This is a genomic window from Paraburkholderia diazotrophica (assembly GCF_038900755.1).
Taxonomy (GTDB): domain Bacteria; phylum Pseudomonadota; class Gammaproteobacteria; order Burkholderiales; family Burkholderiaceae; genus Paraburkholderia; species Paraburkholderia diazotrophica_A.
Map to the genome: position 1 here is coordinate 102,192 of NZ_JBBPEN010000010.1, position 26,500 is coordinate 128,691.

Sequence of the window (26,500 nt, forward strand, 5' to 3'; positions counted from 1 at the left end):
CTGGCCCTTTCCGGGTCGTCGAGCCGCGCCGGCGCTACACTTGAAGCTGGCGGCGTCAGCTATAAGCGACAATGGGCCGTATTCCGCCTGCCCCCGCAACGGCCAGGGTACCCGCGGCTGACGGTCTGATCGAGGCCTGACCAAAGCCCGACCGAGGCCCAATAAAGGCCTGACGAAGCCCCATTGAATCTCGACTGCGCCAGCGTTTCGACGTGCCGCGCCACAACGATATGACTGATTCGATTCACGACGCCAACGATGTCCACGCCGTCCGGGCCTGGATGCAAGGTTTGCAGACGAAGATCGCCGACACGCTCGGCGCGTTCGACGGCACGCCGCTCGCCACCGACAACTGGCAGCGCGCCCCCGGCGGCAAGCTGCGCGGCGGCGGCTGCACGCGCATCCTCGAAGGCGGCCAGTTCTTCGAGCGCGCGGGCATCGGCTTTTCGGACGTGCAAGGCGATGCGTTGCCGGGCTCGGCAAGCGCGCTGCGTCCGCAGTTGACGGGACGCGGCTTCGAAGCGATGGGCGTCTCGATGGTGCTGCATCCGCGCAACCCTTTCTGCCCGACGGTTCACATGAACGTGCGGCTGCTGGTTGCGACGAAGGCAGGCGAAGCGCCCGTGTTCTGGTTTGGCGGCGGCATGGATCTCACGCCCTACTACGGCTTCGAGGAAGACGCGCAGCATTTTCACCGCGTGTGCCGCGACGCGCTGCAGCCGTACGGCGACGACTTGTATCCGCGCTTCAAGCGCTGGTGCGACGATTACTTCTTCCTGAAGCACCGCAATGAGCCGCGCGGCATCGGCGGGATTTTCTTCGACGACTACGCGGAGCCCGGCTTCGAGCAGTCGTTCGCGATGGTGAAGAGCGTCGGCGATGCGTTCCTGAACGCGTACATGCCCATCATCGAGAAACGCCGCGACATCGCATACGGCGAAGCCGAGCGCGATTTTCAGGCTTACCGGCGCGGCCGCTACGTCGAATTCAACCTCGTGTTCGACCGTGGCACGCTGTTCGGCCTGCAAAGCGGCGGCCGCACCGAGTCGATCCTGATGTCGATGCCGCCCGTCGTGAACTGGCGCTACAACTGGCAGCCCGAGCCGGGCACGCCGGAAGCGCGCCTGTACAGCGATTTTCTCGTGGCCCGCGAGTGGATCTGACTCGCGTCGCCGGCACGTTACCCGCTGTGTTACCACTGTGTCACCCGCTCCAACCGACAGGCAAAGGAACCGCAACTGAATTCGACCGCTCAACACGCCGCCTTGAAACGGGCGCTGCGCCGCCGCATCGGGATACTCGGCGGCACGTTCGATCCGATCCACGACGGCCATCTCGCGCTCGCGCGACGTTTCGCCGACCTGCTGAAGCTGACCGAACTCGTGCTGATGCCGGCTGGGCAGCCCTGGCAGAAGGAGGACGTGTCGGCGGCCGAACATCGGCTCGCGATGACGCGCGCCGCCGCTTCGTCGCTGAAGTTGCCGGGCGTGACCGTCAGCGTTGCAACGGATGAAATCCAGCACGAAGGCCCCACGTACACGGTCGATACGCTGCAGCGCTGGCGGGAACGCGAAGGCGCAGATGCGTCGATTGCGCTGCTGATCGGCGCGGATCAACTGGTGCGGCTCGATACATGGCACGACTGGCAGCGCCTCTTCGACTATGCGCATATCGCCGCCGCGACGCGCCCCGGCTTCGACGTGAAGGCCGTGCCGCCCGCCGTCGCCGCGACGATCGCGCAGCGCGCCGCGAACGCGGACGTTCTGCAGGCGACGCCGTCCGGTCATCTGCTGATCGACACGTCGCTGGCCTTCGACGTATCGGCGACCGACATTCGCGCCCAACTGCGCGCATCGCTCGAAAACCACGCGGACGGCGCCGCAGACGCCACGAACGGCACTGCCGTGTCCGCGCAGAGTCATGTCCCCACCGCAGTGTGGGACTATATTGTTCAACATCATCTGTACCACCGGTAAACTCATGGATATACGCAAGCTGCAACGCGCAATCGTCGACGGACTCGAAGACGTGAAGGCGCAAGACATTCGGGTGTTCAACACCAGCCACCTGACCGAACTGTTCGACCGTGTGATTGTCGCGAGCGGCACGTCGAACCGGCAGACCAAGGCCCTCGCCTCGAGCGTGCGCGAGAAAGTCAAGGAAGCGGGCGGCGACATCGTCAGCACGGAAGGCGAAGACATCGGCGAATGGGTGCTCGTGGATTGCGGCGATGCCGTCGTGCACATCCTGCAACCGGCGCTGCGCCAGTACTACAACCTCGAAGAGATCTGGGGCGACAAGCCCGTGCGCGTGAAGCTGTCCGCGCCGAACCCGTTCGGCGGCGCCCGTCCGTCCGAACCGATCGACGATGAAGACGAAGAAGAAGCACCTGTCGCGCGCCCCGCACGCAAGGCGTCCGCACGGCGCCGCTCATGAGCGCGGCGCCGGCGCCATTCGCGCCGTGGGCCACGCTCACGGCTGCGCATCCATCTGATCCGGCGCAATCCCGACGATGAAACTGCACATCCTCGCTGTCGGTCACAAGATGCCCGACTGGATCGCGACGGGCTTCGACGAATACGCGAAGCGGATGCCGTCTGAACTGCGCATCGAACTGCGTGAGATCAAGCCGGAGCAACGCTCGTCGGGCCGCTCCGCCGAGAGCGTGATGGCTGCCGAGCGGCAGAAGATCGAAGCCGCGCTGCCGAAGAACGCGCGCATCGTCGCGCTCGACGAGCGCGGCAAGGACTGGACCACGATGCAGCTGGCGAACGCGCTGCCCTCCTGGCAGCAGGACGGACGCGACGTCGCGTTTCTGATCGGCGGCGCCGACGGGCTCGACCCCGAACTGAAGGCGCGCGCCGACATGATGCTGCGCGTGTCGAGCCTCACGCTGCCGCACGCGATGGTCCGCGTGCTGCTTGCCGAACAGTTGTATCGCGCGTGGACCATCACGCAGAATCATCCGTATCATCGGGCCTGAACCTCGGGTCTGAACATGCCGGCCATCTTCCGGCCGCACATCATCGCGCGCAACCTGGCCGAACGGCCAGGTGCGCGGCGCTAGCCTCGTCTGGTACGCTCATCACCTGTCGTCCGCTTCGTGTTGCCGAAGCTGCACCCTTCTCTTTCCGTTGAATACCGATCCATGTCCACTTCGTCCGCTGCTGCTTGGCCGTTCGTCTATCTCGCGTCGCAAAGCCCGCGCCGTCAGGAACTGCTGACCCAACTCGGCGTGCGCTTCGAACTGCTGCTGCCGCGTCCCGATGAAGATGCCGAAGCGCTCGAAGCCGAACTGCCCGGCGAACTCGCGCACGATTACGTGATGCGCGTGAGCATCGCGAAGGCGCAAGCGGCGCGCGCGCGGCTGGTGGCGGGAAGCCATCCCAACGCGCCCGTCCTTGTTGCCGATACAACCGTCACGATCGACGACGCGATTCTCGGCAAGCCCGTCGATGCCGACGACGCCGTCGCCATGCTCACGCGTCTCGCCGGCCGCGATCATGAGGTGCTGACGGCCGTTGCCGTCGTCGATGCGCAGGGCGAGTTGCTGAAGCCCGCGCTGTCGGTGTCGCGCGTGCGATTTGCTGCGGTGCAAAGCGATGCGTTGCGGCGCTACGCGGCCAGCGGCGAGCCGCTCGGCAAGGCAGGCGCGTATGGCATTCAGGGGCGCGCGGCGGAGTTCATCGAGCATATCGACGGGTCCTATTCAGGTATCATGGGTTTGCCATTGTTTGAAACCGCTGCCCTTCTGCGCGCGGCCCGCATCGACTTCTAACAACACCATGAACGAAGAAATCCTGATTAACGTCACGCCACAGGAGACGCGCGTCGCGTTGGTCCAGCAGGGCGCAGTGCAGGAGCTTCATGTCGAACGCACGCTGTCGCGCGGGCGGGTCGGCAACGTCTATCTCGGCAAGGTCGTGCGCGTGCTGCCGGGCATGCAGTCGGCGTTCATCGACATCGGTCTGGAGCGTGCCGCGTTCCTGCATGTCGCCGATATCTGGCATCCGCGGCTTGCGGGCGAAACGCAGCAACCGGCGCCGCATCAGCCCATCGAGAAGATTGTCTTCGAAGGGCAGACGCTGATGGTCCAGGTCGTCAAGGACCCCATCGGCACCAAGGGCGCGCGGCTTTCCACGCAGGTGAGCATCGCAGGGCGCACGCTCGTCTATCTGCCGCAGGAGCCGCATATCGGCATCTCGCAGAAGATCGAGAGCGAAGCGGAGCGCGAGGCCGTGCGCGCGCGGCTCACGTCGGTGCTGCCCGTCGACGAGAAAGGCGGCTACATCGTGCGCACCATCGCCGAAGACGCGACGAGCGAAGAGCTGGCCGCCGATGTCGCATATCTGCGCAAGACGTGGGCGACGATACTCTCGCAGGCGCAGCGCATGCCGGCCACGAGCCTGCTCTATCAGGACCTGAATCTCGCCCAGCGCGTGCTGCGCGACTTCGTCAACGACGAGACCACGCGCATTCAGGTGGACTCGCGCGAGACGTATCAGATGCTCTCGGAGTTCGCGGCCGAGTTCACGCCGGCCGTGTCGTCGAAGCTGCATCACTACACGGGCGAGCGCCCGCTTTTCGATCTCTACAACATCGAAACGGAAATCCAGCGCGCGCTGTCACGGCGCGTCGATCTGAAGTCGGGCGGCTATCTCGTGATCGACCAGACGGAAGCGATGACGACCATCGACGTCAACACGGGTGGCTACGTCGGCGCGCGCAATTTCGACGACACCATCTTCAAGACCAACCTCGAAGCGGCGCATACCATTGCGCGTCAACTGCGGCTGCGCAACCTGGGCGGCGTGATCATCATCGACTTCATCGATATGGAAAACGCCGAGCATCGCGACCAGGTGCTCAACGAACTGAAGAAGGCGCTCGCGCGCGACCGAACGCGCGTAACGGTCAACGGGTTCTCGCAGCTCGGGCTCGTCGAGATGACGAGAAAACGCACGCGCGAATCGCTCGCGCACGTGTTGTGCGAACCTTGTCCGGTGTGCCAGGGCAAGGGCCAGGTGAAGACGGCGCGCACCGTCTGTTACGACGTGCTGCGGGAAATCCTGCGCGAATCGCGCCAATTCAATCCGCGTGAGTTTCGCGTGGTGGCGTCCCAACAGGTCATCGACCTGTTCCTCGAGGAGGAATCCCAGCATCTCGCGATGCTGATCGATTTCATCGGCAAGCCGGTGTCGTTGCAGGTCGAGTCGAATCTGAGCCAGGAACAGTACGACATCGTGCTGATGTAGCCACATCGCCCTTCCCGTCTGCGCCTCTCGTGGCACAGCAATTGCGTCAACGCATGTCACCACACGCGGAGGCGACATGCACACAGAACAATTCGAGTACACCGACGACCCGGAACCCTTGCCGGAAGCCTGCTACGACAGGCTTTGCAGCGCACCGCCCGGCAACGTGCCTACACTGCCCAAACGCTCGGCGGCCGGCATTTTGGCGTTCGGCATCGCGTGGCTGTTCGGCTTGGAAGCGCTCTTTGCCGATGATGAAAACCGCTCCGCCGATGCGCGCCGCATCGACAGGCGATACTGAGTTTCAATGGATTCCGTGTAGGCGTTACAAAGATTGATCGGGGACGGCGTCGAGGAAAGCGTGGACAGGGCATCGCCGCCCTGTTCTAACAAATCAACTAGACTTCCCGTATGCAGTTGCAATAGACGGAGGCTGCCATGGCTGAATCAATGGTAAGCATCGTGGTCGGCATCGTCGTGCTGGCCGTCATCGCGACGCTGCTATCGCATCAGTGGCGGCGCGATCACCCCGATCATCCTCTTCGCGACAGGATGTTGGGCCGCTTCGATGGGCATCGCTGGTGGGAACGCATGCGGCATCGGCACTGATCCCGCTCTCGCTGAGCATCCAATGCCGCGCCATTCGCGCTGAATCGTTCGACATCACCGCGCCGCGCATCGCGGCGCATGACACGCGGCGCAGCGTCCGTCTCGCCCGTTACCCACCGGCCAATCGACGCGCCCGCCCTGCACGGAGGCAATCATGCCCAACGACGCCGTAACCCTGCGTTGGCAGACGGTCGAATATGAAGGCTTCGAAATTCACGTCGCGCCGTCCCCGAAGGATGGCGGCGAGCGCTACACGTACATCGGCTACGTGTGCCACCCCGGTGCGGATTCGAAACTGCCCGGCCACGCAGTGCCCTTTCACGCGGATGGCGAGGAGTCGTTCAAGACGCTCGACGATGCGACGTATGAAGCCGTGCACGTCGGCAAGAGCATCGTCGAAGGGACGCATCCGGATCTGTCGGTGTTGTCGCTGGTGACGAGCGGCGTGTAGAGCGCCTTCCAACGAGGCGCACATCACCGCAGAGACCGCAACGACCGCGTGCTTCGCGTGCGCGCGCGTGCACGCACACGCCCAGCGCGACGCAATCGCAGTGTCAGCCGATCATCGCGTCGACATTTACTTCATCCCGCGAAGCCGCCGCACGAGTTGCAGCATGCGTCGGCTTGCGTTTTCCGGCGCGAGCGACGCCACTTTCCTGTTGGCATTTTCGATCTGCGCCCGGCGCGCGGCGCTGTCCGTCAGCAGGCGCTCGATCGCCGACGCCATCGCGCCGACATCGCCTGGCGGCACGAGCAGACCCGCATCGCCGCCGTCCAGAAGATCGCGCGGCCCTGTCGGACAATCGGCGGAAACGACGGGCGTGCCGATCGCCATCGCTTCGCCCAGCACCATCGGGCAGCCTTCGTAGCGGCTGCTCAGGACCAGCATCTCCGCGCGTCGAATATACGGGAACGGATTCGCGCGAAACCCGAGGAACTGCACGCGCGCGCCGATGCCGAGCTCGGCCGTGAGCTGCTCCAGCTTCGCGCGGTCGCGGCCTTCGCCGATCAGCACGAGATCGAGCGGCGTCACGGCGCGTCGGCAGACTTCGGCGAACGCGCGCAGCAGCGTCGAAGTATCCTTTTGCCCCTCGTCGAGCCTTGCCACCGACACGATGTACGGATTCGCCGGATAGTCGACGCTCGCGGTCGCGTCGCGCCGGATTCGCGCGATGTCGATCACGTTGGGCAGCTCGACCAGGTTCAACCGGTCACTGCCGAAGAGCGACTCGGCTTCACGCGACATGGCGGGCGTGATCATGGCGACGGCGGCATAGCGCCGGTACTGGTTCATGCGTCGCGCGAGAAAGCGCGCGCCGCGGTTGCCGATACGGGTCGCGAGACTGAAGTGGCTCACGCCGACCACGGGCACGTCGCAGCGGCCAGCCAGATGGCGCAGCGAAAAATCGTAGTCGCAGACGATGTCGAAACTTCGCGCGATGCGCGTGAAGCGGCGCGCGGCCAGCGGCCTGACGACGCCATACGTCAACAGCTTGTGATAGAGCTTCTTCGCGCCCTTCAGCTTGCGCTTGCGCGCGGTCAAATGCGTGCCGTGCATCCAGCCCGGCTCCGCCAGCACGTAGACGGGGACATCGGCGGGAATCGAATGGGCCTGCCAGAACGCGAGATCGTCGGTCGGATACGCAACCGAGACGGCCGGCGCGAAATGCCGTCGGTCCAACGCATTGAGCCACGCGAGCAACGACGTTTCCGTTCCGCCTTTGCCGAAGTCGTTGATGTGAAACAGGATGCGCAGCGGCGCGCCGTCGCCGGCCCGCTCTGGCGCATCGTGGGCGGCAACCGGTTTGCGGGATTCGTGGCGGAGCGTCATGACATCACCTTGCGCATATCGCGGCTGCGCTCGCCGATGCCCAGCAGCAGACCGGAGAAAGACCAGAAAGCGAGAATCGTCGTTTGCCACATGAAGTCGTCCGTCAGGTTCTTCGCGAGCATGCCTGCGACGAGCGCAATGCCCGCTGCGCTGACGAGCGGCTCGACGTGACGGAAACTCCAGAAGCGCGCGACGAGCGCGAGCAGCAGCACGGATTGCAGCGCGAGGCCGATGATCCCCGTCTGCAGCCACGTGTTGATGAACAGGTTGTGCGCATGCGTCAGCGCCTGAGGCTCGAGCGTGAGCAGGCTCGCAGGCATCTGGTTCCGATAGGCGATGCCCGGAAGCGGCTTTCCGAAACCGATGCCCGTCCACGTATGCTCTGCGCCCACACGCTCGTAGAACGCCCACAGCTTGGGACGCGTGTCGTTCGACACCGTGTCGCCGATCCCCACCAGCGCGGGCGGTAGATAAATCTGATGTCCGCCGATGTGGAAGTCGCCTTGCGCCGGACGCGGCGCCGCGTCGCCGTAGCGCAGCCGCGCGCTGAGTTCGAGGCTTCCGAGCGCCACGGCGGCCGCGATGATGCACACCACGCCCGCGATCAGCATCCGCTGGCGATAGAACGGAAACAGCGCGACCAGCAGCGTGATCGCCGCGGCGGGCCAGAAGAAACGATTGAGCGTGGCGAGCCCGACGAACAGGCACAGGATGAGCCCCGTCATGCCGACTGCCCGCCAGCGCGCGCGCAGCATCACGCCCGAGAAGAGCGGCATCGCGAAGACGGCCAGCGTGCTCGTATGGCCGACGCGGTTGTAGTAGTGGAGCAGGAATGTATCGGCCGTGGGCGGCTGCAGATGGCCCCAGTTGACGATGCTCGTGAGCGCCAGCAACGCCGCGGCGATCCACGTGACGGCGACGAAGGACGTCGGCCGCTGCGTGCGGCTGCCGACGACCCAGAAGCCGAGAAAGGCGACGAACGGATAGAGAATCTCGTCGAACCACTGATGCAGGCTGGCGGGCTGCGCGCGCGACCACACGACGGCAGCCAGCGCCCATGCGGCCCACGCGCAGATCGGCAGCACGAGCGGCCAGCGGCGCAGCGCCGGCGTGTCCGGTGCGCATGCGGCGCACAGCGTGCCGATGGCCAGCAGCGCGAGACCGTTATAGACGATCGCGGTCATGTGTCCGAACATGACCGCAAACAGGATGATCGGGCAGGCAACCCAAAGCACGCGCTCTCCGCGCGCCGCCAAGTTTTTCATGAGACTCCCAGTGCAACGCTCAACGCCCGGCAGACGGAATCGACCGTCAGGCGACCCATGCAGGCAGCGTGATCGCCGCGCCAGTCGACGCACGTCTCGGCGTTGCGGTCGCAACGGCGGACCCACGGCACCTCGCGGCGAAAAATAAACGGCTCGTTACGGCACGGCATATCGGCGATCGTGACGGGCACGAACGGCACGTCGCTCCAATATTGACCGGCGCCGTGAATCTGCGCATTGCCAGGACCGAAGAGCGCAATCGTCGGCACGCCGACGAGACGCCCCAGATGCGCGACACCCGTATCCGGACACACCACCGCACGTGCGCCGGCGAACAGATGCCACAGCTCGCCGAGCCCGAGCCGTCCCGCCAGATTCGGGTGCCCGGGATCGGGATCGATGCGGCCAATCAGATCGGTTTCGCCGGGGCCGCCGCTCCATACGGGCAAGTATCCGAGGCCGGCAACGTATTCGGCGACTTCGCGCCAGCGCGCGTCCGGCCAGCGCTTGACGGCCGTGCTCGCGCCCGGATGAAGCACGACATACGGCCGCTGCGTCAGCCGTTCGTCCACCACGGCGCAAGCGGCGGGCGCCGGCCAATCCTGTGTGCGGTAGCGACGCGGCGGCTCGCCGTCCGCCAGTTCCGCCGCGAGGTCGGCCCACGCGGCCGGCTCCGGCGGATACGGAATATGTTCGTTGACAGGCCAGTTCTTCCACGCGGGCACATCGGCTGCATGCGCAACGATCCAGCGACAGCCCGCGCCGAGCGCGAGCCAGCTGTGCCGGTTGTCTCCCGCGACGATGCCCAGATCGTACGGGCCCGAGCGCAACACGCCCTGCACCGTCGACAGATCGCGCGGATCGAACGGCAGCGCCGTGACGTCGAACGGCCGCGCGGCATACAGCGGCACGATCGGCTTCGGGCACGCGAGCACGATGTCCGCGCGCGGATACTGCGCGCGCAGCTTCGCCAGCAACGGCGTCAGCAGCAGCGTATCGCCGAGCAGCAGATGGTGGGCAATCAGGATGCGCGCCGGCGCGGCGGGCCTGCGGCGCAATGGCTTGAGCGCGAGCCGCGGAATGGCGCGCGCGAAGATTCGAATACGTCCGGACAGTCGGCTCATTGGGTGATCGCCGCGTGGGCCGTCTCCAGCGATTCCCGTCTGCTGCTCACCTCAGTGGCAGCGGGCCGCACTTTTCTCATACAAAACATTTCCGACGGTGTCATCTCTGATGCCCGCTGATACGTGAGCGCAATCTATCGCAAAAAAGGAGCGCAATGACTTCCGTTGCCAGTCACCCGAAATACGCGATCGTTCGACGAATAATCCGCATCAGAAGCGCCCGATTTTACCATGTGGCCCTCCAATCGCAGTCCCGCAAACGGCTAGCGGGCACGGCTCACGCGCTGCGCCAGCTTCAAGAGCGTCGCGACGTGAGCCGCCACGCTCGTGTCGTAGAGCACTGAGCCGGCCGGAACGCGCGGGCCGGCAACGGCATGCGCTTCTTCGACCGGTAACGTCGTCACTGCGCGCTCGATCGCCGCCCGCAACGCGGCCACGTCGCCGTGTGCAAAGACGAACTTCGCCTGCCCGGCAATCGCCGAACAGCAGCCGATCGTCGACGGGAAGATAACGGGCGTGCCGCACATCACCGACTCGACGCCGACCAATCCGAAAGGCTCATATTCGGATGCGAGAATCGTGAAGTCCGCGGCACGGTAGCAGTCCTCGATTTCACGCACGTAGCCGATATGGCGGATGCGCTCCGCCGGCCTGTCGAGCGGCCGGCCCGCGACGGCGACGACCACGCGCGGATCGATGTCGCGCAGCGCGGCTTCGATCAGCGGCAAGCCCTTGCGCTGATGGCTGCTCGACGGAAACAGCAGCACGATTTCGTCGTCGGCAAAGCCGTAGCGCTTGCGCAGCGCGGCGCGCGTCGCGGCGTCGACGGGCGTGAAGCGCGCTCCGTCGACGGGCGGATAGAGCACTTCGATCTTCGCTTCATCGACGGCGTAAAGTTCGATCAGCTCGTCGCGCATCAAATCGGAATGCGCGACGATCACCGCCGCGCGTTCGTACTGGCGCTTTTCGAGTTCGATCTGCCGTCGGTCGGAACGCTTCGTCGGGCGGCGCGTCGCACGCAGAAAGCCGATGTGCGTGCCGCCGCAGATCGCAATATCCGATGAATCGACGCGGTTGCAGCCGATCAGCACGTCGACGCGCGCGGCGCGGCGCGCGCGGAGCAGACGGGCCGAAAACCACACATCTCGCCATTTGCCCGGCAGCAGCGACACGGGGATTCGATGACGCTCGACGAGCCCGCTCTCCGGCACCGTCATGTCGAAGCGCCGCGCGAAGAACGCAGGCTCGATGCCTATGCCTGCGAATCCACGCACGAGATCCATCGCGTAGCGTTCGAGGCCGCCGCTGTATCTGAGCGCGTTGGCGGAGATTCCGATTTTTAGCATTGAAGGGGCTTTACCGGAGCGTCGACGGAACGGGCATGAATGCCGCGCGCGCGGTGCGGAGGCGGCACATTGGCGGCAACGGGCGCGGACGAGGCGAGCCGCCGGGCCGCGCGGTCAGCGATGCGCGCGGGCATCCGCTCACGCCGCATGCTGCTGAAACTGGATCCGATGCAAATGCGCGTACAGCCCGTTTTGCGCGAGCAGTTCGCGATGACTGCCGCGCTCGACGATGCGCCCCGCGTCGAGCACGAGAATGCGGTCCGCGCGTTCGATGGTCGACAGGCGGTGCGCGATCACGAGCGTCGTGCGGCCCTTCATCAGCGTTTCGAGCGCGGCCTGCACATGGCGCTCGGATTCGGAATCGAGCGCCGACGTGGCTTCGTCGAGAATCAGGATGGGCGCGTCCTTGTAGACGGCGCGCGCGATCGCGAGCCGCTGGCGCTGGCCGCCCGACAGCATCATGCCGTTGTCGCCGATCAGCGTGTCGATGCCGTTCGGCATCGCAGCCACCGTGTCCCACAGATTGGCCGCATGCAGCGCGGCTTCTACGCGCTCGGCGTCGGCTGTCTGGCCATACGCGACGTTGTTCGCGATCGTGTCGTTGAACAGCACAACGTCCTGGCTCACCATCGCGATCTGGCTGCGCAACTCGTGAATGCCGTACTCGGGCAGCGCGACGCCGTCGACGAGAACCGCGCCGCCACTTGGATCGAAGAAGCGCGGCAGCAGGTTCACGAGTGTCGTCTTGCCGCTGCCCGACGGGCCCGCCAGCGCGACCATCTCGCCCGGCGCGACCTTGAACGACACGGTATCGAGCGTCTGCCGCTGCATCGGACCGCTCGCGCCGTACATGAACGACACGTCGCGGAATTCGACCTCGCCCGTCGCCCGTTCCAGCTTGCGCCCGCCGCCCTCCGGCTCGGACGGCTCGTCGATCAGCCCGAAAATCAGCTCGGCTGCCGTCATGCCGCGTTGCAGCGGCTGGTTCACGTCCATCAGGTGCTTGAGGGGCGAAATGATCAGCAGCATCGACGTGACGAACGCGACGAAGCCGCCGACCGTCGTCTGATCGTGCGACGACTGCACGACGGCGATCGTGATCACGACCGCGAGCGCGATCGACGCGAGGAACTGCGTGAGCGGCTGCGCGAGACCGCCCGACACCGTCATGCGCATCGAGTAGCCGCGCAGGCGCTTGCTCATCTGCGTGAAGCGGTCGATTTCGTACTGCTCGCCGTTGTGGACCTTGACGACCTTGTAGCCGCCCACGGTCTCTTCGACGATGTACGACAGCTCGTTCGTGAGCGTCTGGTGCTCGCGGTTCAGCCGCCGCAGCCGCCGGTTGATCTTGCCGACCAGCCAGCCGATACCCGGCAGCAGCACGGCGACGATCAGCGTGAGGCGCCAGTTCAGATAGAACAGATAGCCGAGCAGGAAGACGACCGTCAGCGAATCGCGCACGAGCGTCACCATCACGCCCGTCAGCACGTTCAGGATCTGGTTCACCTCGAAGACGATCGCGTTGATCACCGTGCTCGCCGTCTCGCGCTGAAAGAACGCGACGCTGCCGTGAATCATCCGGTTGAACATCGTGAGCCGCAGGTCGAGCAGAATCCGGTTCGATACATATGACAGCAGATAGCCCGACGCGTACTGCGCGATCCCGCGCACGAGCGCGAGGCCGATCACGGCGAGCGGCACGTACCATTTCGCGCTGTCGCTGCCGTGCGCACCGAAGCCATGATCGAGCAGCGGCTTGAGCAGCGCGGGAATGCCGGCCTCGGTGGCGGCGACGGCGCCCATCGTCGCGATGGCGGCGATGACGGTCCAGATGAGCGGCTTCACATACGGCCACAGACGGCGCAGCACGACGACTGACGACGATACTTCACCCGAGCCGATGGGCTTGCTTAACGTTGGCTTGGCGCTCAAGAGATCCTCTGAAATGCGGACGCGCTTCACGGCGTTCCGCCGCGTCCATGAACCGCCCCTCGGGCGGATTTGCAAATGCGACATTGTAAACCGTCCGGGTTGCTATCCCGGGTCGGCCGAATGGCACTGAAAGCCCGCATCGGCGGATTGGCGCATGGGTCCGGCAAGCGGATTTCGTGCGGCGCACAGGTTGTGCCGGGTCTTTCGGGTCTTTCGGGTCTTTCGGGTCTTTCGGGTCTTTCGGGTCTTTCGGGTCTTTCGGGGCTGTCTTTTCGGCGCCGCGGAATGTGACGTGCGCTGTGCTGTGTATACTTGCGCAACTTTCTACTTGCGCAACTTTCGCCGGCCACCGACGGCGCTTCAGCAGCAGAGCGCGCCGTCCGCCTTTCCTCCCCCTTTCGACTCGCATGACACAACCCACGCTCGGCGTCGCCATCATCACGAAGAATGCCGCGCGCAGGCTCGACGAATGTCTGCGGGCCGTCGCGTTCGCCGACGAGATCGTCGTCGTCGACAGCGGCAGCACCGACGGCACCATCGAGATCGCCCGCGCGCACCGTGCCCGCGTGATCACGCACGCCGACTGGCCGGGTTTCGGCCCGCAGAAGAACCGCGCGGTCGACGCGCTCAACACGACGTGGGTCCTGTCCATCGACGCCGACGAAATCGTCACGCCCGAACTGGCCGTCTCGATTGCGAGCGCGCTCGCCGCGCCCGTCGCGGATGTCTACGCGATCGATCGGCTGTCGGCGTTTTGCGGTCATTGGGTGCGCCACAGCGGCTGGTATCCGGACTGGATTCCGCGCCTCTTCAAACGCGGCGCCGCGCGCTTTTCCGATGATCTCGTGCACGAGCGGCTCATGTTTGATGCGCCCGCGAAGCGCCTCGAAGGCAAGCTGATGCATCACTCGTACGAAGACTTCGAGACGGTGTTGCGCAAGCTCGACGCGTATTCGACGCTGGGCGCGCAACAGCGTCATGCGGCCGGCCAGCGCGGCAGCTTCGGCAAGGCTGTCGCAAGAGGCGCGTGGGCGTTCGTGCGGACGTACTTGCTGCGGCGCGGATTTCTCGATGGGCGCGCCGGCTTCATGATCGCGATGTTCAACGCGGAAACCGTGTACTACCGGTTCGTGAAGCTCGCGCAACTGGGACGCAAGGACGCTTCAGAGCGGTGAACGAAGGCGAGGCCCGCTCGCGCGAGCAGGCGTCTCTCTCGCCCGATTACCCGATCGATTGCCCGAAAGATCAGTCGGTCACTCAGTAGACGATCTCGATCGCGCTGCCCGAAAACTCATTGCGCAACGCGGCGAGCAATTCGTCCGTCGGCTTCACGCGCCAAGCGTCGCCGAGCCGCACCTCGCCTTCCGCGTTGTCGCTGCGATAGACGATCTGCACGGCGAGACCGTTCGGCATCGGCGCGAACGGGCGCTGCCCACGGCCCATATCGCCGCCCTGACCGCCCTGACCATTCTGCCCATACTGAGCGCCACGGCCGCCGCGGCTCGACGCAGCAGCGGGCGCAACCGTTTCGGCGTCTTCCGGCTTCGCGCAATGCGCTTCGAGCACACGCCGAAGTGCGTGTGCATCCGCGTTGCCGTTCATCCGCACCTTCACTGCCTGCGCATAGCGCGTGCGCGCGCGGCCGAGATCCATCGGCGTATCGACGGTGAAGCGGATGCCGCCCGTGAACGCGTCGTTGCGCGCCTGGCCCTGCACGACGAGCAGTTCGTCTTCCTTGAAGAGCTGCTTGTGCGCCTCGAACTGCTCGTTGAATACGGTCACTTCGCACTGACCCGTGCCATCGTCGAGCAGCGCGATTAGCATCTTGCCGCGCTGGGTCATCTGCGTGCGCAGCGAAACGATGACGCCCGCCACCAGCTTGTCGCGCCCTTCCTTCAGCTCGCCGATCTTCTGCCGCACGAAGCGGCGCACTTCGTCCTTGTACGCATCGAACAGATGGCCCGACAGATAGAAGCCGAGTGCCGTCTTTTCTTCCTGCAGGCGGCGCTTGTCCGGCCATACAGGCTCATCGACGAGCTCATGCCCTTGCGACGGCGCATCGCCCATGTCGAACAGACCCGCCTGCATCGCGTTGGCGCTCGCCTGATCGGCGGCTTCCATCGCGAGCGACACCGACGCGAGCAGTTGCGCGCGGTTCTCGTGCAGCGAATCAAACGCGCCCGCACGAATCAGCGCCTCGATCGTGCGACGGTTGACGATGCGGCGATCGATACGATTGCAGAAATCGAAGAGATCGACGAACGGACCTTCTTCGCGCGCGCGCAAGATTTCTTCGATTGCGTTCTGCCCGCTGCCCTTGATCGCGCCCAGGCCATAGCGGATCGTGCGCGAGCGCTTGCCGTCACTTTCAGCAACCGGCTCGAAGCGATACGCGGACAGATTGATGTCCGGCGGCAGCACGGCCATCTTGTTCGCGAGGCAGTCTTCGAACAGGATCTTGACCTTGTCCGTGTCGTCCATCGCGAGTGACATGTTGGCCGCCATGAATTCGGCGGGATGATGCGCCTTGAGCCACGCGGTGTAGTACGCGAGCAGCGCATACGCGGCCGCGTGCGACTTGTTGAAGCCGTAGCCCGCGAACTTCTCCATCAGGTCGAATATCTCGTCCGACTTCTCGCGGGTGAGGCCGTTCTTCGCCGCGCCCTCCGCGAAGATCTCGCGATGCTTCGCCATTTCCTCGGGCTTCTTCTTGCCCATCGCGCGACGCAGCAGGTCGGCGCCGCCCAGCGAATAGCCGCCAATGATCTGCGCCATTTGCATCACCTGCTCCTGGTAGACCATGATGCCGTAGGTCTCTTTCAGAACAGGCTCGACGCGCGGGTCCGGATACTCCACTGTTTCGCGGCCGTGCTTGCGCGCGCAGAAGCTCGGGATCAGATCCATCGGACCGGGGCGGTACAACGCGACCAGCGCGATGATGTCCTCGAAGCGGTCGGGCTGCGCGTCCTTCAGCATGCCCTGCATGCCGCGGCTTTCCAGCTGGAACACGGCGACGGTGTTCGCTTTCTTGAGGATCGAGAACGACGCGGGGTCGTCGAGCGGCACTTGCGAGAGCGACCAGTTCTCTTTCGACGGATCGAGACGGCGAATGTAGCGCTCGGCCCAGTCGAGAATGGTCAGCGTGGTCAGTCCCAGAAAGTCGAACTTCACGAGGCCGACGGCTTCGACGTCGTCCTTGTCGTACTGGCTCACGACGCCGCTTTCGTCGCCCTGCGTATAGAGCGGGCAGAAGTCGGTCAGCTTGCCGGGCGCGATCAGCACGCCGCCCGCATGCATGCCGACGTTACGCGTCAGGCCTTCCACGCGCTGCGCGAGTTCCAGCAACTGGTGCACTTCGTCTTCGTTGTCGAAGCGCTCCTGCAGCAGCGGCTCTTCCTTCATCGCGTCGGCGATCGTGACGTGCTTGCCGGGCTTGAACGGAATCAGCTTCGCGACGCCGTCCGTGAACATGTAGCCGAGATCGAGCACGCGGCCGATATCGCGCACGGCTGCCTTCGCGGCCATCGTGCCGAACGTCGCGATCTGCGACACGGCATCGGCGCCGTACTTCTCCTTCACGTACTGGATCACGCGATCGCGGCCGTGCTGGCAGAAGTCGATATCGAAGTCGGGCATCGATACCCGCTCCGGATTCAGAAAACGCTCGAACAGCAGGTTGTAGCGCAGCGGATCGAGATCGGTAATGCCGAGCGCGTATGCGACGAGCGAGCCCGCGCCCGAGCCCCGGCCCGGCCCGACAGGCACGCCGTTGTTCTTCGCCCAGTTGATGAAGTCCGCGACGATCAGGAAGTAGCCGGGAAAGCCCATCTTGATGATCGTGCCGCATTCGAAATCGAGACGCGCGTAATACGTCTCGCGCTGCGCGTCGCGTTCGGCCTGATCGGGGTACAGCTGCTCGAGACGCTTTTCCAGCCCTTCCTTCGACAGCTGCACGAGATAGTCGTCGAGCGACATGCCGTCCGGCGTCGGGAACAGCGGCAACTTGGGCTTGCCGAGTTCGAGCGTGAGATTGCAGCGCTTCGCGATTTCGACAGTGTTTGCGAGCGCGGACGGAATGTCCGCGAACATCGCGGCCATCTCCTCTTGCGTGCGGAAATACTGGTCCGTCGTAAAGCGCTTCTGCCGACGCGGATTCGCGAGAATGTCGCCCTCGGAAATGCACACGCGCGCTTCGTGTGCGGTGAAGTCGTCGGCCGTCATGTACTGCAGCGGATGCGTCGCGACGACAGGCAGCTTCAGCGAAGCGGCCAGTGCGACCGCTTGCTGCACGTACGTCTCGGCGCCCGGCTGTCCGCTGCGTTGCAGTTCGATATAGAACGCGTTCGGAAAGACTTTCGCCCAACGCGATGCATTACGCTTTGCGGCTTCCTCGTTGCCCGCCGCGAGCGCGATGCCCACGTCGCCGTGTTGCGCGCCCGACAGCGCGAGCAGTCCCTCGGCGAGTCCGCTTTCGAGCCATGATGTCTCGACTTCCGCGCGTCCGCGATACTGGTTCGTGAGCCACGCCTTCGACAGCAGTTCGCACAGGTTCAGATAGCCGGTCTTGTTCTTGACCAGCAGCAGAAGACGCGAAGGCTTGTCGCGGTCGTCGGGATTCGTGATCCAGACATCGCAGCCCGCAATGGGTTTGACCCCTTTGTCGCGGGCTTCCTTGTAGAAACGCACGAGACCGAATGCGTTGCCGAGATCGGTGAGCGCGAGCGCGCCCTGACCGTCTTTGGCAGCGGCGGCGACGACGTCGTCGAGGCGCACGATGCCGTCGGCAATCGAGAATTCGGAGTGAACGCGGAGATGGACGAAGCGGGGATCTGACATGGGCGACATTGTAACTCCGCCCTCCCGAAAATTTTCGGCAAAACGCCCTTGAATCGACCCGTTGGCCATCCGGCCAGGCGGGCTCGCGCATGCGGCTTTTACGGCGGCGATCCGCGCGCATGTGGGTCGGCCATTCAGGCTATTCGCGCGCAAGTCAATATGCCGCCCGGCAGATTGCAAAGCGATCCGCAGGATGAGGGATAATACGGGTTCGTACCAATTCCCTGCCGTACACGTGCTGCGCCCGCCATCGACGCGCGCCGGGGCACGGCGCTTTATCGCTGGACCAGCATGAATATCCTGAATCTCTCGGCTTACCAGTTCTCGACGCTCGACAAGACGATCGAATGGCGGCCGCTCGTCACCGCCCGCTGCAACGAACTTGGCTTGCGCGGCACGATCCTGCTCGCGCCGGAAGGCATCAACCTGTTTATCGCCGGTGAAATCGCGCAAGTGCGCGAATTCATCGACTACATCCGTCACGATCCGCTCTTCGAGGGCAAATTCGCCGAGCTTCAGTTCAAGGAGAGCCTGTCGGAGACGCAGCCGTTCCGCCGGATGCTCGTCAAGCTCAAGCGCGAAATCATCACGATGAAGAAGCCGGCCATCAAGCCGGAGCTGGGCCGCGCGCCCGCCGTCGATGCGCGCACGCTCAAAGCGTGGCTCGACCGCGGTCACGACGACGCAGGCCGCCCCGTCGTGATGCTCGACACGCGCAATGCGTTCGAAGTCGATGTCGGCACGTTCGATAACGCGCTCGATTACCGCATCACGAAGTTCAGCGAGTTTCCGGACGTCATCGAGCAGAACCGCGCGGACCTCGAAGGCAAGACGGTCGTGTCGTTCTGCACGGGCGGCATTCGCTGCGAGAAGGCGGCGATCCACATGAAGGACGTGGGCATCGAAAACGTCTATCAGCTGGAAGGCGGCATTCTGAAGTACTTCGAGGAAGTGGGCGGCGCGCACTACAATGGCGAGTGCTTCGTATTCGACTATCGCACCTCGCTCGATCCGGATCTGCAACCGACGGCCACCGTGCAGTGCTTCGGCTGCCGTGCCGTCGTCACGCCGGAAGACCAGAAGTCGCCGTACTACGTGCCCGGCAAGACCTGCGCCGCGTGCCATCCACAAGCGCAACACGCCAGCGCGGCGCGCGCTGCGTAATCCGCGCGCGCACGCTGTGATGGTTCGATGCTGACGTTCGCGGCATGACAGCCTATCGCGGACGTTTCGCCCCGTCGCCGACCGGCCCGCTACATTTCGGTTCGCTGGTCAGCGCGCTCGCGAGCTGGCTCGACGCGCGCGCGCATCGCGGTACGTGGCTGGTGCGGATCGAAGACATCGACGGTCCGCGCACCGTCCCCGGCGCAGCAGAAGATATCCTCGAAACACTTGCGCGCTTCGGCATGGTCGCCGACGAGCCGCCCGTCTGGCAAAGCCGGCGCATGCCGCTTTACCAGCAGGCGTTCGAACGACTGCAATCGACGGGGCTCGTTTATCCGTGCGGCTGCACGCGCAAGGAGATCGCCGATTCGCTCGTGCATGCGCACGCGCGCCATACGACGCTCGCCTATCCCGGCACCTGCCGCAACGGCCTGAACGGCAAACCCGCGCGCGCGTGGCGATTGCGCGTGCCCGACGGCGATGCCGCCATCGTGACATTCGACGATCGCTGGCAAGGCCCGCAGACACAGAACCTGGCGACGGAAGTCGGCGATTTCGTCTTGCGACGGGCCGACGATCAGTGGGCGTATCAACTTGCCGTCGTCGTCGACGATGCGGATCAGCGCATCACGCATGTCGTGCGTGGCGCGGACCTGCTCGATTCGACGGCACGTCAGATTTATCTGCAACAGTGCCTTCGCGTGCCGACGCCCTCTTGTCTACACGTACCCGTCGTCATGAATGCCGATGGAGAAAAGCTCAGCAAGCAGACGGGCGCGCTCGCGCTGGACGCAAGCCGGCCGCTCGTCGCGCTCAACGACGCCGCGTTGCATCTGGGGCTGACGCTGAGTGGGACGGCGGCGCTGTCGCGAGAAGCGTTTTACGCGGAAGCGGTCGAGGCGTGGTCCGAGCGCACGAAGCGCTGAGCGTCCCGCGCGGTGCGACGAAGAGAATGAAGAGAAATGAAAACGGCGCCATCAATGGCGCCGTTTTCAGCGAGTCTCGCCGCTCAGCGTGCCACCGCTGGCGTTCAAACTAACTCAGTTCGAAGAAGTCGTCTTGCGCGGCATTCCGAAACCGCCCAGCAGCGCAGCGAGCGGCTGCTTCGAAGCGGGCTTCTGTGGCGCGGCCGGTGCCTCTTCCCGTTTGGCGGAGGCGGACACGGCCGAAGGCGACGGCTCGTACGGCTTCAGGAAGAAATCGTCGATGGGCTGCTGACGATGATGCCCACCATGCGACGGACGCTCGTGCGTGCCCGTCGTGCGACGGCGGCTGCCGCGGTCGTCGCGCTCGCGTCGCGAGCCGCGCTCGTCGTGATGATGGCGCACGGGCGTGTCGACGGCGAGACGCTGCACGTCCAGCGGACGCTTGATCAGCTTCTCAATGTCGGCGAGCTGCTTGCGCTCGTTCGGGCTGAACAGCGACAGCGCGTCGCCCGATGCGCCCGCGCGGCCCGTCCGGCCGATCCGGTGCACGTAGTCTTCGGCGTTGAACGGCAGATCGAAGTTGATCACGGCAGGCAGTTCCGCGATGTCGAGACCGCGCGCCGCCACATCCGTCGCCACCAGCGCTTCGATTTCGCCGCGCTTGAACGCGTCGAGCGCCTGCATCCGTTCGCTTTGCGAGCGGTCGCCGTGAATCGCCGTCGCGACCACGCCGTCGCGCTCCAGCTGGCGCGCGAGACGGCTCGCGCCGATCTTGCTGTTGCAGAACACGATCACCTGCTTGAGACTGCGTTCACGGATCAGTTGCACGACGGCCCCCGTCTTGTCGCCCTCGGCCACTTCGTAGACGATCTGCGTGACGTTGGTCGCCGTCGAGTTGCTGCGCGCGACTTCGATCGTCTGCGGGTTGCGCAGATAAGTCGAAGCAAGCTTCTTGATTTCGGGCGAAAAGGTCGCCGAGAAGAGCAGCGTCTGACGCTCGCTCGGCAGCAGGTTCAGGATGCGCTGCAAGTCGGGCAAAAAGCCCATGTCGAGCATGCGGTCGGCTTCGTCGAGCACCAGCATCTGCACCTGGCCGAGATTGGCCGTCTTCTGCTGCACGTGGTCGAGCAGGCGTCCCGGCGTCGCGATCAGGATTTCGACGCCGCGCCGCAGTTCCGCCGATTGCGGGTTCATGTCGACGCCGCCGAACACGACGGCGCTGCGCAGCGCCGTGTGCTTCGCGTACGACTGCACGTTCGCGGCGACCTGGTCGGCGAGTTCGCGCGTCGGCGTGAGGATCAGCGCGCGGACCGGGTGGCGGGCCGGCGATGCGCTCGTGCTAGCGAGCGGCAGCAGGCGCTGGATGATCGGCAGCGAGAAGCCCGCCGTCTTGCCGGTGCCCGTCTGCGCGGCGCCCATCACGTCCCGGCCGCTCAGCACGACGGGGATCGCCGCGGCCTGGATCGGCGTCGGCGTCGTGTATCCCTGTTCCGCGATGGCTTTGAGGATGTCGGCGTGGAGACCGAACTGGTCGAAGGTCACGGTGCTGGGCGTGGTTGCTGTGTCGGACATGGTGGCTTTCGCTAAAAATGCGCTTGGGCGGAACCGCTTGCGCGTTGCCAAAGGCGGGCGCCCGGGCGTCCGCTCAAACTCTCTTGCAGCTTCTTCTGCAGCGGCCGGGGCCGCGGAGGGCATCAGGATGAAGGCGGAGCCACGGCGTCCATCACAAGACCCGCCCTGGTATCACCAGGCACTAGGTATCGGCAAGCATGCGGCCGGCTCCGGCCGGCGGAAACATCCGCCGGAAAGGGCGGTATTGTAGCACTTCGGCCCAAGGCCTGTTCTCGCGCGAAACGGGCCTGCGCACGCCCCGGCGACGGCCGGCACGTCGCCCGTCTCGGGCGGGGACGGACCGTGTCCGACGCGGGCAGCGTAGACCGCGAACGAGTCAATCCGGTGACAGCCGCCTGACATGCGCGTGACGCGGCGAACGTCCCGCGTCATGCGCAGCCGCCTTCATAGATCAAATCTCACCACGTCTCGCGCATCACCATCAGGCGCGGCTCGGTCATGTCCTCGATCGCGTAGCGGATGCCCTCGCGCCCGAGCCCCGAGTCCTTCACGCCGCCATACGGCATGTTGTCGACGCGAAACGACGGCACATCGTTGATGACCACGCCGCCCACTTCGAGCTCGTCCCACGCCTGATGCGCATGCGCGAGCGAATCGGTGAAGACGCCCGCCTGCAATCCGAAGTCGCTGTCGTTGACCGTCGCGAGCGCGCTGTTGAAATCGTCGAACTTTTCGAGGATCGCGACGGGCCCGAACGCCTCCTTCCGGTACAGATCGGTATTGCGCCCGACGTTTTCGAGCAGCGTCGCCTCGAACATCGCGCCGTCCACGTTGCCGCCCGCGACGATCTTCGCGCCCGCCTTCACCGCGCCGTCCATCCAGCCCGCGAGCCGCCGCGATTCCGACTCGGAGATCATCGGCCCGACGAAAGTCTTTTCGTCCTTCGGATCGCCCATCTTGAGCGACTTCGTCTTCGCGATCAGCTTCTCGCGCAGCGCGTCGTACAGCGACGCATGCGCGAGAATCCGCTGCACGCCGATGCAGCTTTGCCCCGACTGATAGAACGCGCCGAACGCGAGCCGGTCGACGACGTAATCGAGCTTGTCGCGCTGATCGCCATCGACGATCGCGGCCGCGTTGCCGCCCAGTTCCAGGATCACCTTCTTCTTGCCGGCCTTCGCCTTCAGGTCCCAGCCCACGGCGGGCGACCCCGTGAACGACAGCAGCTTGAAGCGCTCGTCGGTCGTGAAGAGATCGGCGCCGTCGCGATGCGCGGGCAGGATCGAGAACGCGCCCTTCGGCAGATCCGTTTCCGCGAGCACTTCGCCGATGATCAGCGCGCCGATCGGCGTGCGGCTCGCCGGTTTCAGCACGAACGGCACGCCGGCGGCCAGAGCGGGCGCCACCTTGTGCGCAGCGAGGTTCAGCGGAAAGTTGAACGGCGAGATGAACGAGCACGGCCCGATGGGCACGCGCTTCACATACGCGTGATAGCCCTTCGCGCGCTGCGAGATTTCGAGGTTGACGATCTCGCCGTCGATGCGCACCGACTCTTCCGCCGCGACCTTGAACGTATCGATCAGGCGCGTGACTTCACCGCGCGAATCGTTGATCGGCTTGCCGGCCTCGATGCACAGCGCCATCGCGAGTTCGTCGAAGCGCTCGCGAAAACGCTTCACGCAGTGTTCGAGCACGGCCTGGCGCTTGAACGGCGGAAACGCGCGCAGCTCGGGCATCGCCGCGACGGCGAGGCCGATGGCCTTGTCGATCGCGGCCGCGTCGGCGAGCGCGACGCGCGTGGCGACTTCGCCGCTGAACTTGTCGGTGACTTCGAGATCGGTGTTCGCGGCCACCGCCTCATTGGCGAGGTAGTACGGGTAACTCTTCTGCAACATGACACGTTCTCCTTGATCCGGTCAAAGGAGCGCAGCAACGGCCGTTCCGCATCCGTCGCGCCGCGCGCCGGAAAAATGCGGCGACACGTCAAAGCTGCGCCGACAGCCGCTTGATCTCGCGATTGAGCACGCGCTCGTTGTCCGAGTAGTCGATGGGCACGTCGATCACATGCACGCCGGGCGTCGCGAAGCACTCGCGCACGAGCGGCGCGAACTCGGCCGCCGACGCGATCCGGTGTCCTTGCGCGCCATAGCTCTTCGCGTAGTCGACGAAATCGGGGTTCCTGAGCGTCATCCCGTAATCGGGGAAATTCATGTTCTCCTGCTTCCAGCGGATCATGCCGAACGCGTCGTCGCGCAGGATCAGCACGACGAGATCGAGCTTCAGGCGCACGGCCGTCTCGAGTTCCTGCGAGTTCATCATGAATCCGCCGTCGCCGCATACGGCCATCACCTTGCGCTCGGGCAGCACGATCTTCGTCGCGATCGCCGACGGCAGCCCCGCGCCCATCGACGCAAGCGCATTGTCGAGCAGCAGCGAGTTCGGCTCGTGCGCGCGGTAGTAGCGCGCGAACCAGATCTTGTACATGCCGTTGTCGAGACAGATGATGCCGTCGACGGGCATCGTCTCGTACACGTCGTTGACGATGCGCACCGGGTACATCGGGAAACGGTCGTCGTGCTGGCCCTTCACGAGATGCGCCTCGAAATGCTCCTTGATCTCCTTGAAGCGCGCGAAGTCCCAATGCTCGCCCTTGCCCTGCAACGCCTCCTTCATTTGCCACACGGCATTCGCGATATCGCCGACCACTTCGATCTGCGGGAAATACACGGGGTCCACTTCCGCGCCGAGAAAGTTGACGTGAATCACCGTCTTCTCGCCCGCGTCGGCGCCGCGCATGAAGAACGGCGGCTTTTCGATCACGTCGTGGCCGACGTTGATGATGCAGTCCGCGTGATCGATCGCGCGGTGCACGAAGTCGCCGTCCGACAGCGTCGCGTTGCCGAGCCACAGCGGATGCGATTCGTCGATCACGCCCTTGCCCATCTGCGTCGTGAAGAACGGAATGCCGATCTGGTCGACGAATTCGCGCAGCATCTTGCGCGTGGTCTTGCGATTGCCGCCCGCGCCGATCATCAGGATCGGATGCTTCGCGTCGGCGACGGCCTTCACCGCGCGCTCGACGGCCTTCTCCTCGGCGACGGGCCGGCGGCTGTAGCTCTTCGGAATCGGCTTGCCGTCGCCCTCTTCATGCGCGACGTCCTCCGGCAGTTCGAGATGCGTGGCGCCCGGGCGCTCTTCTTCGGCCTGGCGGAACGCCTCGCGCACCGACGCGGGAATATTGCCGATCGATACGATCTGCCGCGTGTACTTCGTGAGCGGCTCCATCATCCGAACGACATCGACGATCTGGAAGTGGCCCTGCTTGCTCGACTTGATCGGCTTCTGGCCCGTGACCATCAGCATCGGCATGCCGCCTAGCTGCGCATACGCAGCCGCCGTCACGAAGTTGGTCGCACCCGGCCCGAGCGTCGCAAGACACACGCCCGTGCGGCCCGTGAGGCGGCCATACGTCGCGGCCATGAAACCGGCCGCCTGTTCGTGGCGGGTCAGGACGAGCTTGATCCGGGAGCGGCGCAGCGATTCGAGGAGATCGAGATTTTCTTCGCCCGGAATGCCGAACACGTACTCGACGCCTTCCGCTTCCAGCGATTTGACGAACAGATCCGATGCTTTCATGGGAAGTCTCGCTTGACGAACGGACGCAGACCACGCCACCGTCGCGGCGCGCGGACAAGGATGATCGAAAACGATGACAGCCGCGCAACGGCATCAGGAAGGAGCGCGGCTTGTGCGTGGCAGACAGCTTACTCCGGGTGGGGAAATCGTGTCGGCGTGCGGGCACGGTGCCGGTGCTGTGGGCGCGAGCGACGTGCGAGCGAGCGCTGGACGCGAAAGGAAGTAGAACGAGGGGCGGGCCCGGCGCCGCTGGCGCAGGCGCCCCGGGCGGCATCAACGAGGCACCAGCAAAGCACTAGCAGAACATCAGCGCACGATCGTCACGCAATCGGACAGCATCGGCGGCGCGTTCTCTCCGAGCATCGCGTCGTACAGCGTGCCCTGCGGGCCTTTCGTCCACCACGTATAGCTCGCGGCCTGATACTTCGCGCCCGATCCCGACAGCACGTTGACGAACAGCATCTGCTTGCCCTTGACGGGCAGGATCGCGAAGCTCTGACCGTTGCTCGTGTTCAGATACGTGACATTCAGAATGCGGCCCGTCGCACAGGTGTATTTCTGCGTCACGCGATGGGTGGTCCTGATGTCCGGCAGCGGCATCAAGTCCGCAGCGCGGGCCGTGCCCGACACGGCGGCGATCGTCAGCACGCCCATCAACGCATACTGCCTCATGCTCATCGAAAGCCTCGTTTCTGGATGACGCATCGACACCGCCGTTTCCATTGTTCTGGACATCATTGCGCGGCTGGCCGCTCAGGGCAGTGGTTCAAGCGCGGTTCAAGTGCAGATCAAGCGCGGTTCAAGGATCGATCACGTCGGCGCATGCGTCGGTTGGCGCGGCGGCCGCATGGCCGACCACGGGCACGATTTTCAGCCCCGCCGATGCAATCCGGCACGGCGCGGCCGCAAGACCGCAACCGCTCAGCGACGCCATCAACGCAACGGCCGATCCGAGCAGCGCGGCGCGCCGCACGAGTCCGCCGCATTGAACACCACCTGCCCGT

23 protein-coding genes are annotated in these 26,500 nt (G+C 64.9%); 12 read left to right on the forward strand and 11 right to left on the reverse strand.

Annotation, left to right across the window (positions count from 1 at the left end):
- The first annotated feature begins 230 nt into the window (after positions 1 to 230).
- The 9 genes from hemF to AABE10_RS27500 all read left to right on the forward strand — a co-directional run bounded on the left by hemF (position 231) and on the right by AABE10_RS27500 (position 6,315).
- On the forward strand, positions 231 to 1,163 hold the full coding sequence (hemF, locus tag AABE10_RS27460) for an oxygen-dependent coproporphyrinogen oxidase (RefSeq protein ID WP_342936358.1): 933 nt from the start codon (positions 231 to 233) through the stop codon (positions 1,161 to 1,163).
- A 75-nt stretch (positions 1,164 to 1,238) separates the two neighbouring features.
- A complete protein-coding gene (locus tag AABE10_RS27465) occupies positions 1,239 to 1,976 on the forward strand; it encodes a nicotinate-nucleotide adenylyltransferase (RefSeq protein WP_342936525.1) in 738 nt (245 codons plus the stop codon).
- A 4-nt stretch (positions 1,977 to 1,980) separates the two neighbouring features.
- Positions 1,981 to 2,436: a ribosome silencing factor gene (gene rsfS / locus AABE10_RS27470; RefSeq protein WP_342936359.1), complete on the forward strand. Its 456-nt coding sequence runs from the start codon at positions 1,981 to 1,983 to the stop codon at positions 2,434 to 2,436.
- 76 nt (positions 2,437 to 2,512) lie between these two features.
- Positions 2,513 to 2,983 (forward strand): 23S rRNA (pseudouridine(1915)-N(3))-methyltransferase RlmH, encoded by a 471-nt coding sequence (gene rlmH / locus AABE10_RS27475; protein WP_342936360.1) that lies wholly within the window; start codon positions 2,513 to 2,515, stop codon positions 2,981 to 2,983.
- Positions 2,984 to 3,148: 165 nt separating this feature from the next.
- Positions 3,149 to 3,778, forward strand: coding sequence for a Maf family protein (locus AABE10_RS27480; RefSeq protein ID WP_342936361.1), 630 nt, complete (start codon positions 3,149 to 3,151; stop codon positions 3,776 to 3,778).
- 7 nt (positions 3,779 to 3,785) lie between these two features.
- Positions 3,786 to 5,255: a ribonuclease G gene (rng, locus tag AABE10_RS27485; RefSeq protein ID WP_342936362.1), complete on the forward strand. Its 1,470-nt coding sequence runs from the start codon at positions 3,786 to 3,788 to the stop codon at positions 5,253 to 5,255.
- Positions 5,256 to 5,331: 76 nt separating this feature from the next.
- Positions 5,332 to 5,556: a hypothetical protein gene (locus AABE10_RS27490; protein ID WP_342936363.1), complete on the forward strand. Its 225-nt coding sequence runs from the start codon at positions 5,332 to 5,334 to the stop codon at positions 5,554 to 5,556.
- Between the two features lie 137 nt (positions 5,557 to 5,693).
- On the forward strand, positions 5,694 to 5,864 hold the full coding sequence (locus AABE10_RS27495; RefSeq protein ID WP_342936364.1) for a hypothetical protein: 171 nt from the start codon (positions 5,694 to 5,696) through the stop codon (positions 5,862 to 5,864).
- Between the two features lie 154 nt (positions 5,865 to 6,018).
- Entirely contained in the window at positions 6,019 to 6,315 is a 297-nt protein-coding gene (locus tag AABE10_RS27500; protein WP_342936365.1) for a hypothetical protein, read from the forward strand.
- Positions 6,316 to 6,441: 126 nt separating this feature from the next.
- Here AABE10_RS27500 and AABE10_RS27505 read toward each other — a convergent pair whose 3' ends face one another.
- The 5 genes from AABE10_RS27505 to msbA all read right to left on the reverse strand — a co-directional run bounded on the left by AABE10_RS27505 (position 6,442) and on the right by msbA (position 13,362).
- Complete coding sequence (locus AABE10_RS27505; protein ID WP_342936366.1) at positions 6,442 to 7,695, reverse strand: glycosyltransferase; 1,254 nt, start codon at positions 7,693 to 7,695, stop codon at positions 6,442 to 6,444.
- The gene (locus AABE10_RS27510) at positions 7,692 to 8,960 is read right to left on the reverse strand and encodes an O-antigen ligase family protein (RefSeq protein WP_342936367.1); all 1,269 of its coding nucleotides are present in this window, start codon (positions 8,958 to 8,960) and stop codon (positions 7,692 to 7,694) included. The genes AABE10_RS27505 and AABE10_RS27510 overlap by 4 nt, the downstream gene beginning before the upstream one ends.
- On the reverse strand, positions 8,957 to 10,084 hold the full coding sequence (locus tag AABE10_RS27515) for a glycosyltransferase family 9 protein (protein WP_342936368.1): 1,128 nt from the start codon (positions 10,082 to 10,084) through the stop codon (positions 8,957 to 8,959). The genes AABE10_RS27510 and AABE10_RS27515 overlap by 4 nt, the downstream gene beginning before the upstream one ends.
- Positions 10,085 to 10,347: 263 nt before the next feature.
- On the reverse strand, positions 10,348 to 11,430 hold the full coding sequence (locus AABE10_RS27520; RefSeq protein WP_342936369.1) for a glycosyltransferase family 4 protein: 1,083 nt from the start codon (positions 11,428 to 11,430) through the stop codon (positions 10,348 to 10,350).
- 138 nt (positions 11,431 to 11,568) lie between these two features.
- Positions 11,569 to 13,362, reverse strand: a complete 1,794-nt coding sequence (gene msbA, locus AABE10_RS27525; RefSeq protein WP_342936370.1) for a lipid A export permease/ATP-binding protein MsbA — start codon at positions 13,360 to 13,362, stop codon at positions 11,569 to 11,571.
- Positions 13,363 to 13,769: 407 nt separating this feature from the next.
- On the opposite strand from msbA, the gene AABE10_RS27530 reads away from it, so the two are divergent.
- Positions 13,770 to 14,537, forward strand: coding sequence for a glycosyltransferase family 2 protein (locus AABE10_RS27530; protein ID WP_342936371.1), 768 nt, complete (start codon positions 13,770 to 13,772; stop codon positions 14,535 to 14,537).
- 82 nt (positions 14,538 to 14,619) lie between these two features.
- Here AABE10_RS27530 and dnaE read toward each other — a convergent pair whose 3' ends face one another.
- Positions 14,620 to 18,207 (reverse strand): DNA polymerase III subunit alpha, encoded by a 3,588-nt coding sequence (gene dnaE / locus AABE10_RS27535; RefSeq protein ID WP_342936372.1) that lies wholly within the window; start codon positions 18,205 to 18,207, stop codon positions 14,620 to 14,622.
- A gap of 282 nt (positions 18,208 to 18,489) precedes the next feature.
- On the opposite strand from dnaE, the gene AABE10_RS27540 reads away from it, so the two are divergent.
- Both AABE10_RS27540 and gluQRS read left to right on the forward strand, forming a co-directional pair.
- Entirely contained in the window at positions 18,490 to 19,362 is an 873-nt protein-coding gene (locus tag AABE10_RS27540; protein ID WP_342936373.1) for a sulfurtransferase, read from the forward strand.
- A gap of 44 nt (positions 19,363 to 19,406) precedes the next feature.
- A complete protein-coding gene (gluQRS, locus tag AABE10_RS27545; protein WP_342936374.1) occupies positions 19,407 to 20,288 on the forward strand; it encodes a tRNA glutamyl-Q(34) synthetase GluQRS in 882 nt (293 codons plus the stop codon).
- A 114-nt stretch (positions 20,289 to 20,402) separates the two neighbouring features.
- Here the strand turns inward: gluQRS and AABE10_RS27550 are convergent, their stop codons facing one another.
- The 5 genes from AABE10_RS27550 to AABE10_RS27570 form a co-directional block, all read right to left on the reverse strand.
- Positions 20,403 to 21,860: a DEAD/DEAH box helicase gene (locus AABE10_RS27550; protein WP_342936375.1), complete on the reverse strand. Its 1,458-nt coding sequence runs from the start codon at positions 21,858 to 21,860 to the stop codon at positions 20,403 to 20,405.
- A 458-nt stretch (positions 21,861 to 22,318) separates the two neighbouring features.
- Complete coding sequence (locus AABE10_RS27555; protein WP_342936376.1) at positions 22,319 to 23,755, reverse strand: aldehyde dehydrogenase family protein; 1,437 nt, start codon at positions 23,753 to 23,755, stop codon at positions 22,319 to 22,321.
- 88 nt (positions 23,756 to 23,843) lie between these two features.
- On the reverse strand, positions 23,844 to 25,496 hold the full coding sequence (locus tag AABE10_RS27560) for an acetolactate synthase large subunit (protein ID WP_342936377.1): 1,653 nt from the start codon (positions 25,494 to 25,496) through the stop codon (positions 23,844 to 23,846).
- A 306-nt stretch (positions 25,497 to 25,802) separates the two neighbouring features.
- Positions 25,803 to 26,174 carry an MliC family protein gene (locus AABE10_RS27565; RefSeq protein ID WP_428983395.1) on the reverse strand — a complete coding sequence of 124 codons (372 nt, stop codon included), beginning with the start codon at positions 26,172 to 26,174 and terminating at the stop codon, positions 25,803 to 25,805.
- A 121-nt stretch (positions 26,175 to 26,295) separates the two neighbouring features.
- The gene (locus tag AABE10_RS27570; protein WP_342936527.1) at positions 26,296 to 26,469 is read right to left on the reverse strand and encodes a DUF6726 family protein; all 174 of its coding nucleotides are present in this window, start codon (positions 26,467 to 26,469) and stop codon (positions 26,296 to 26,298) included.
- Positions 26,470 to 26,500 lie beyond the last annotated feature (31 nt).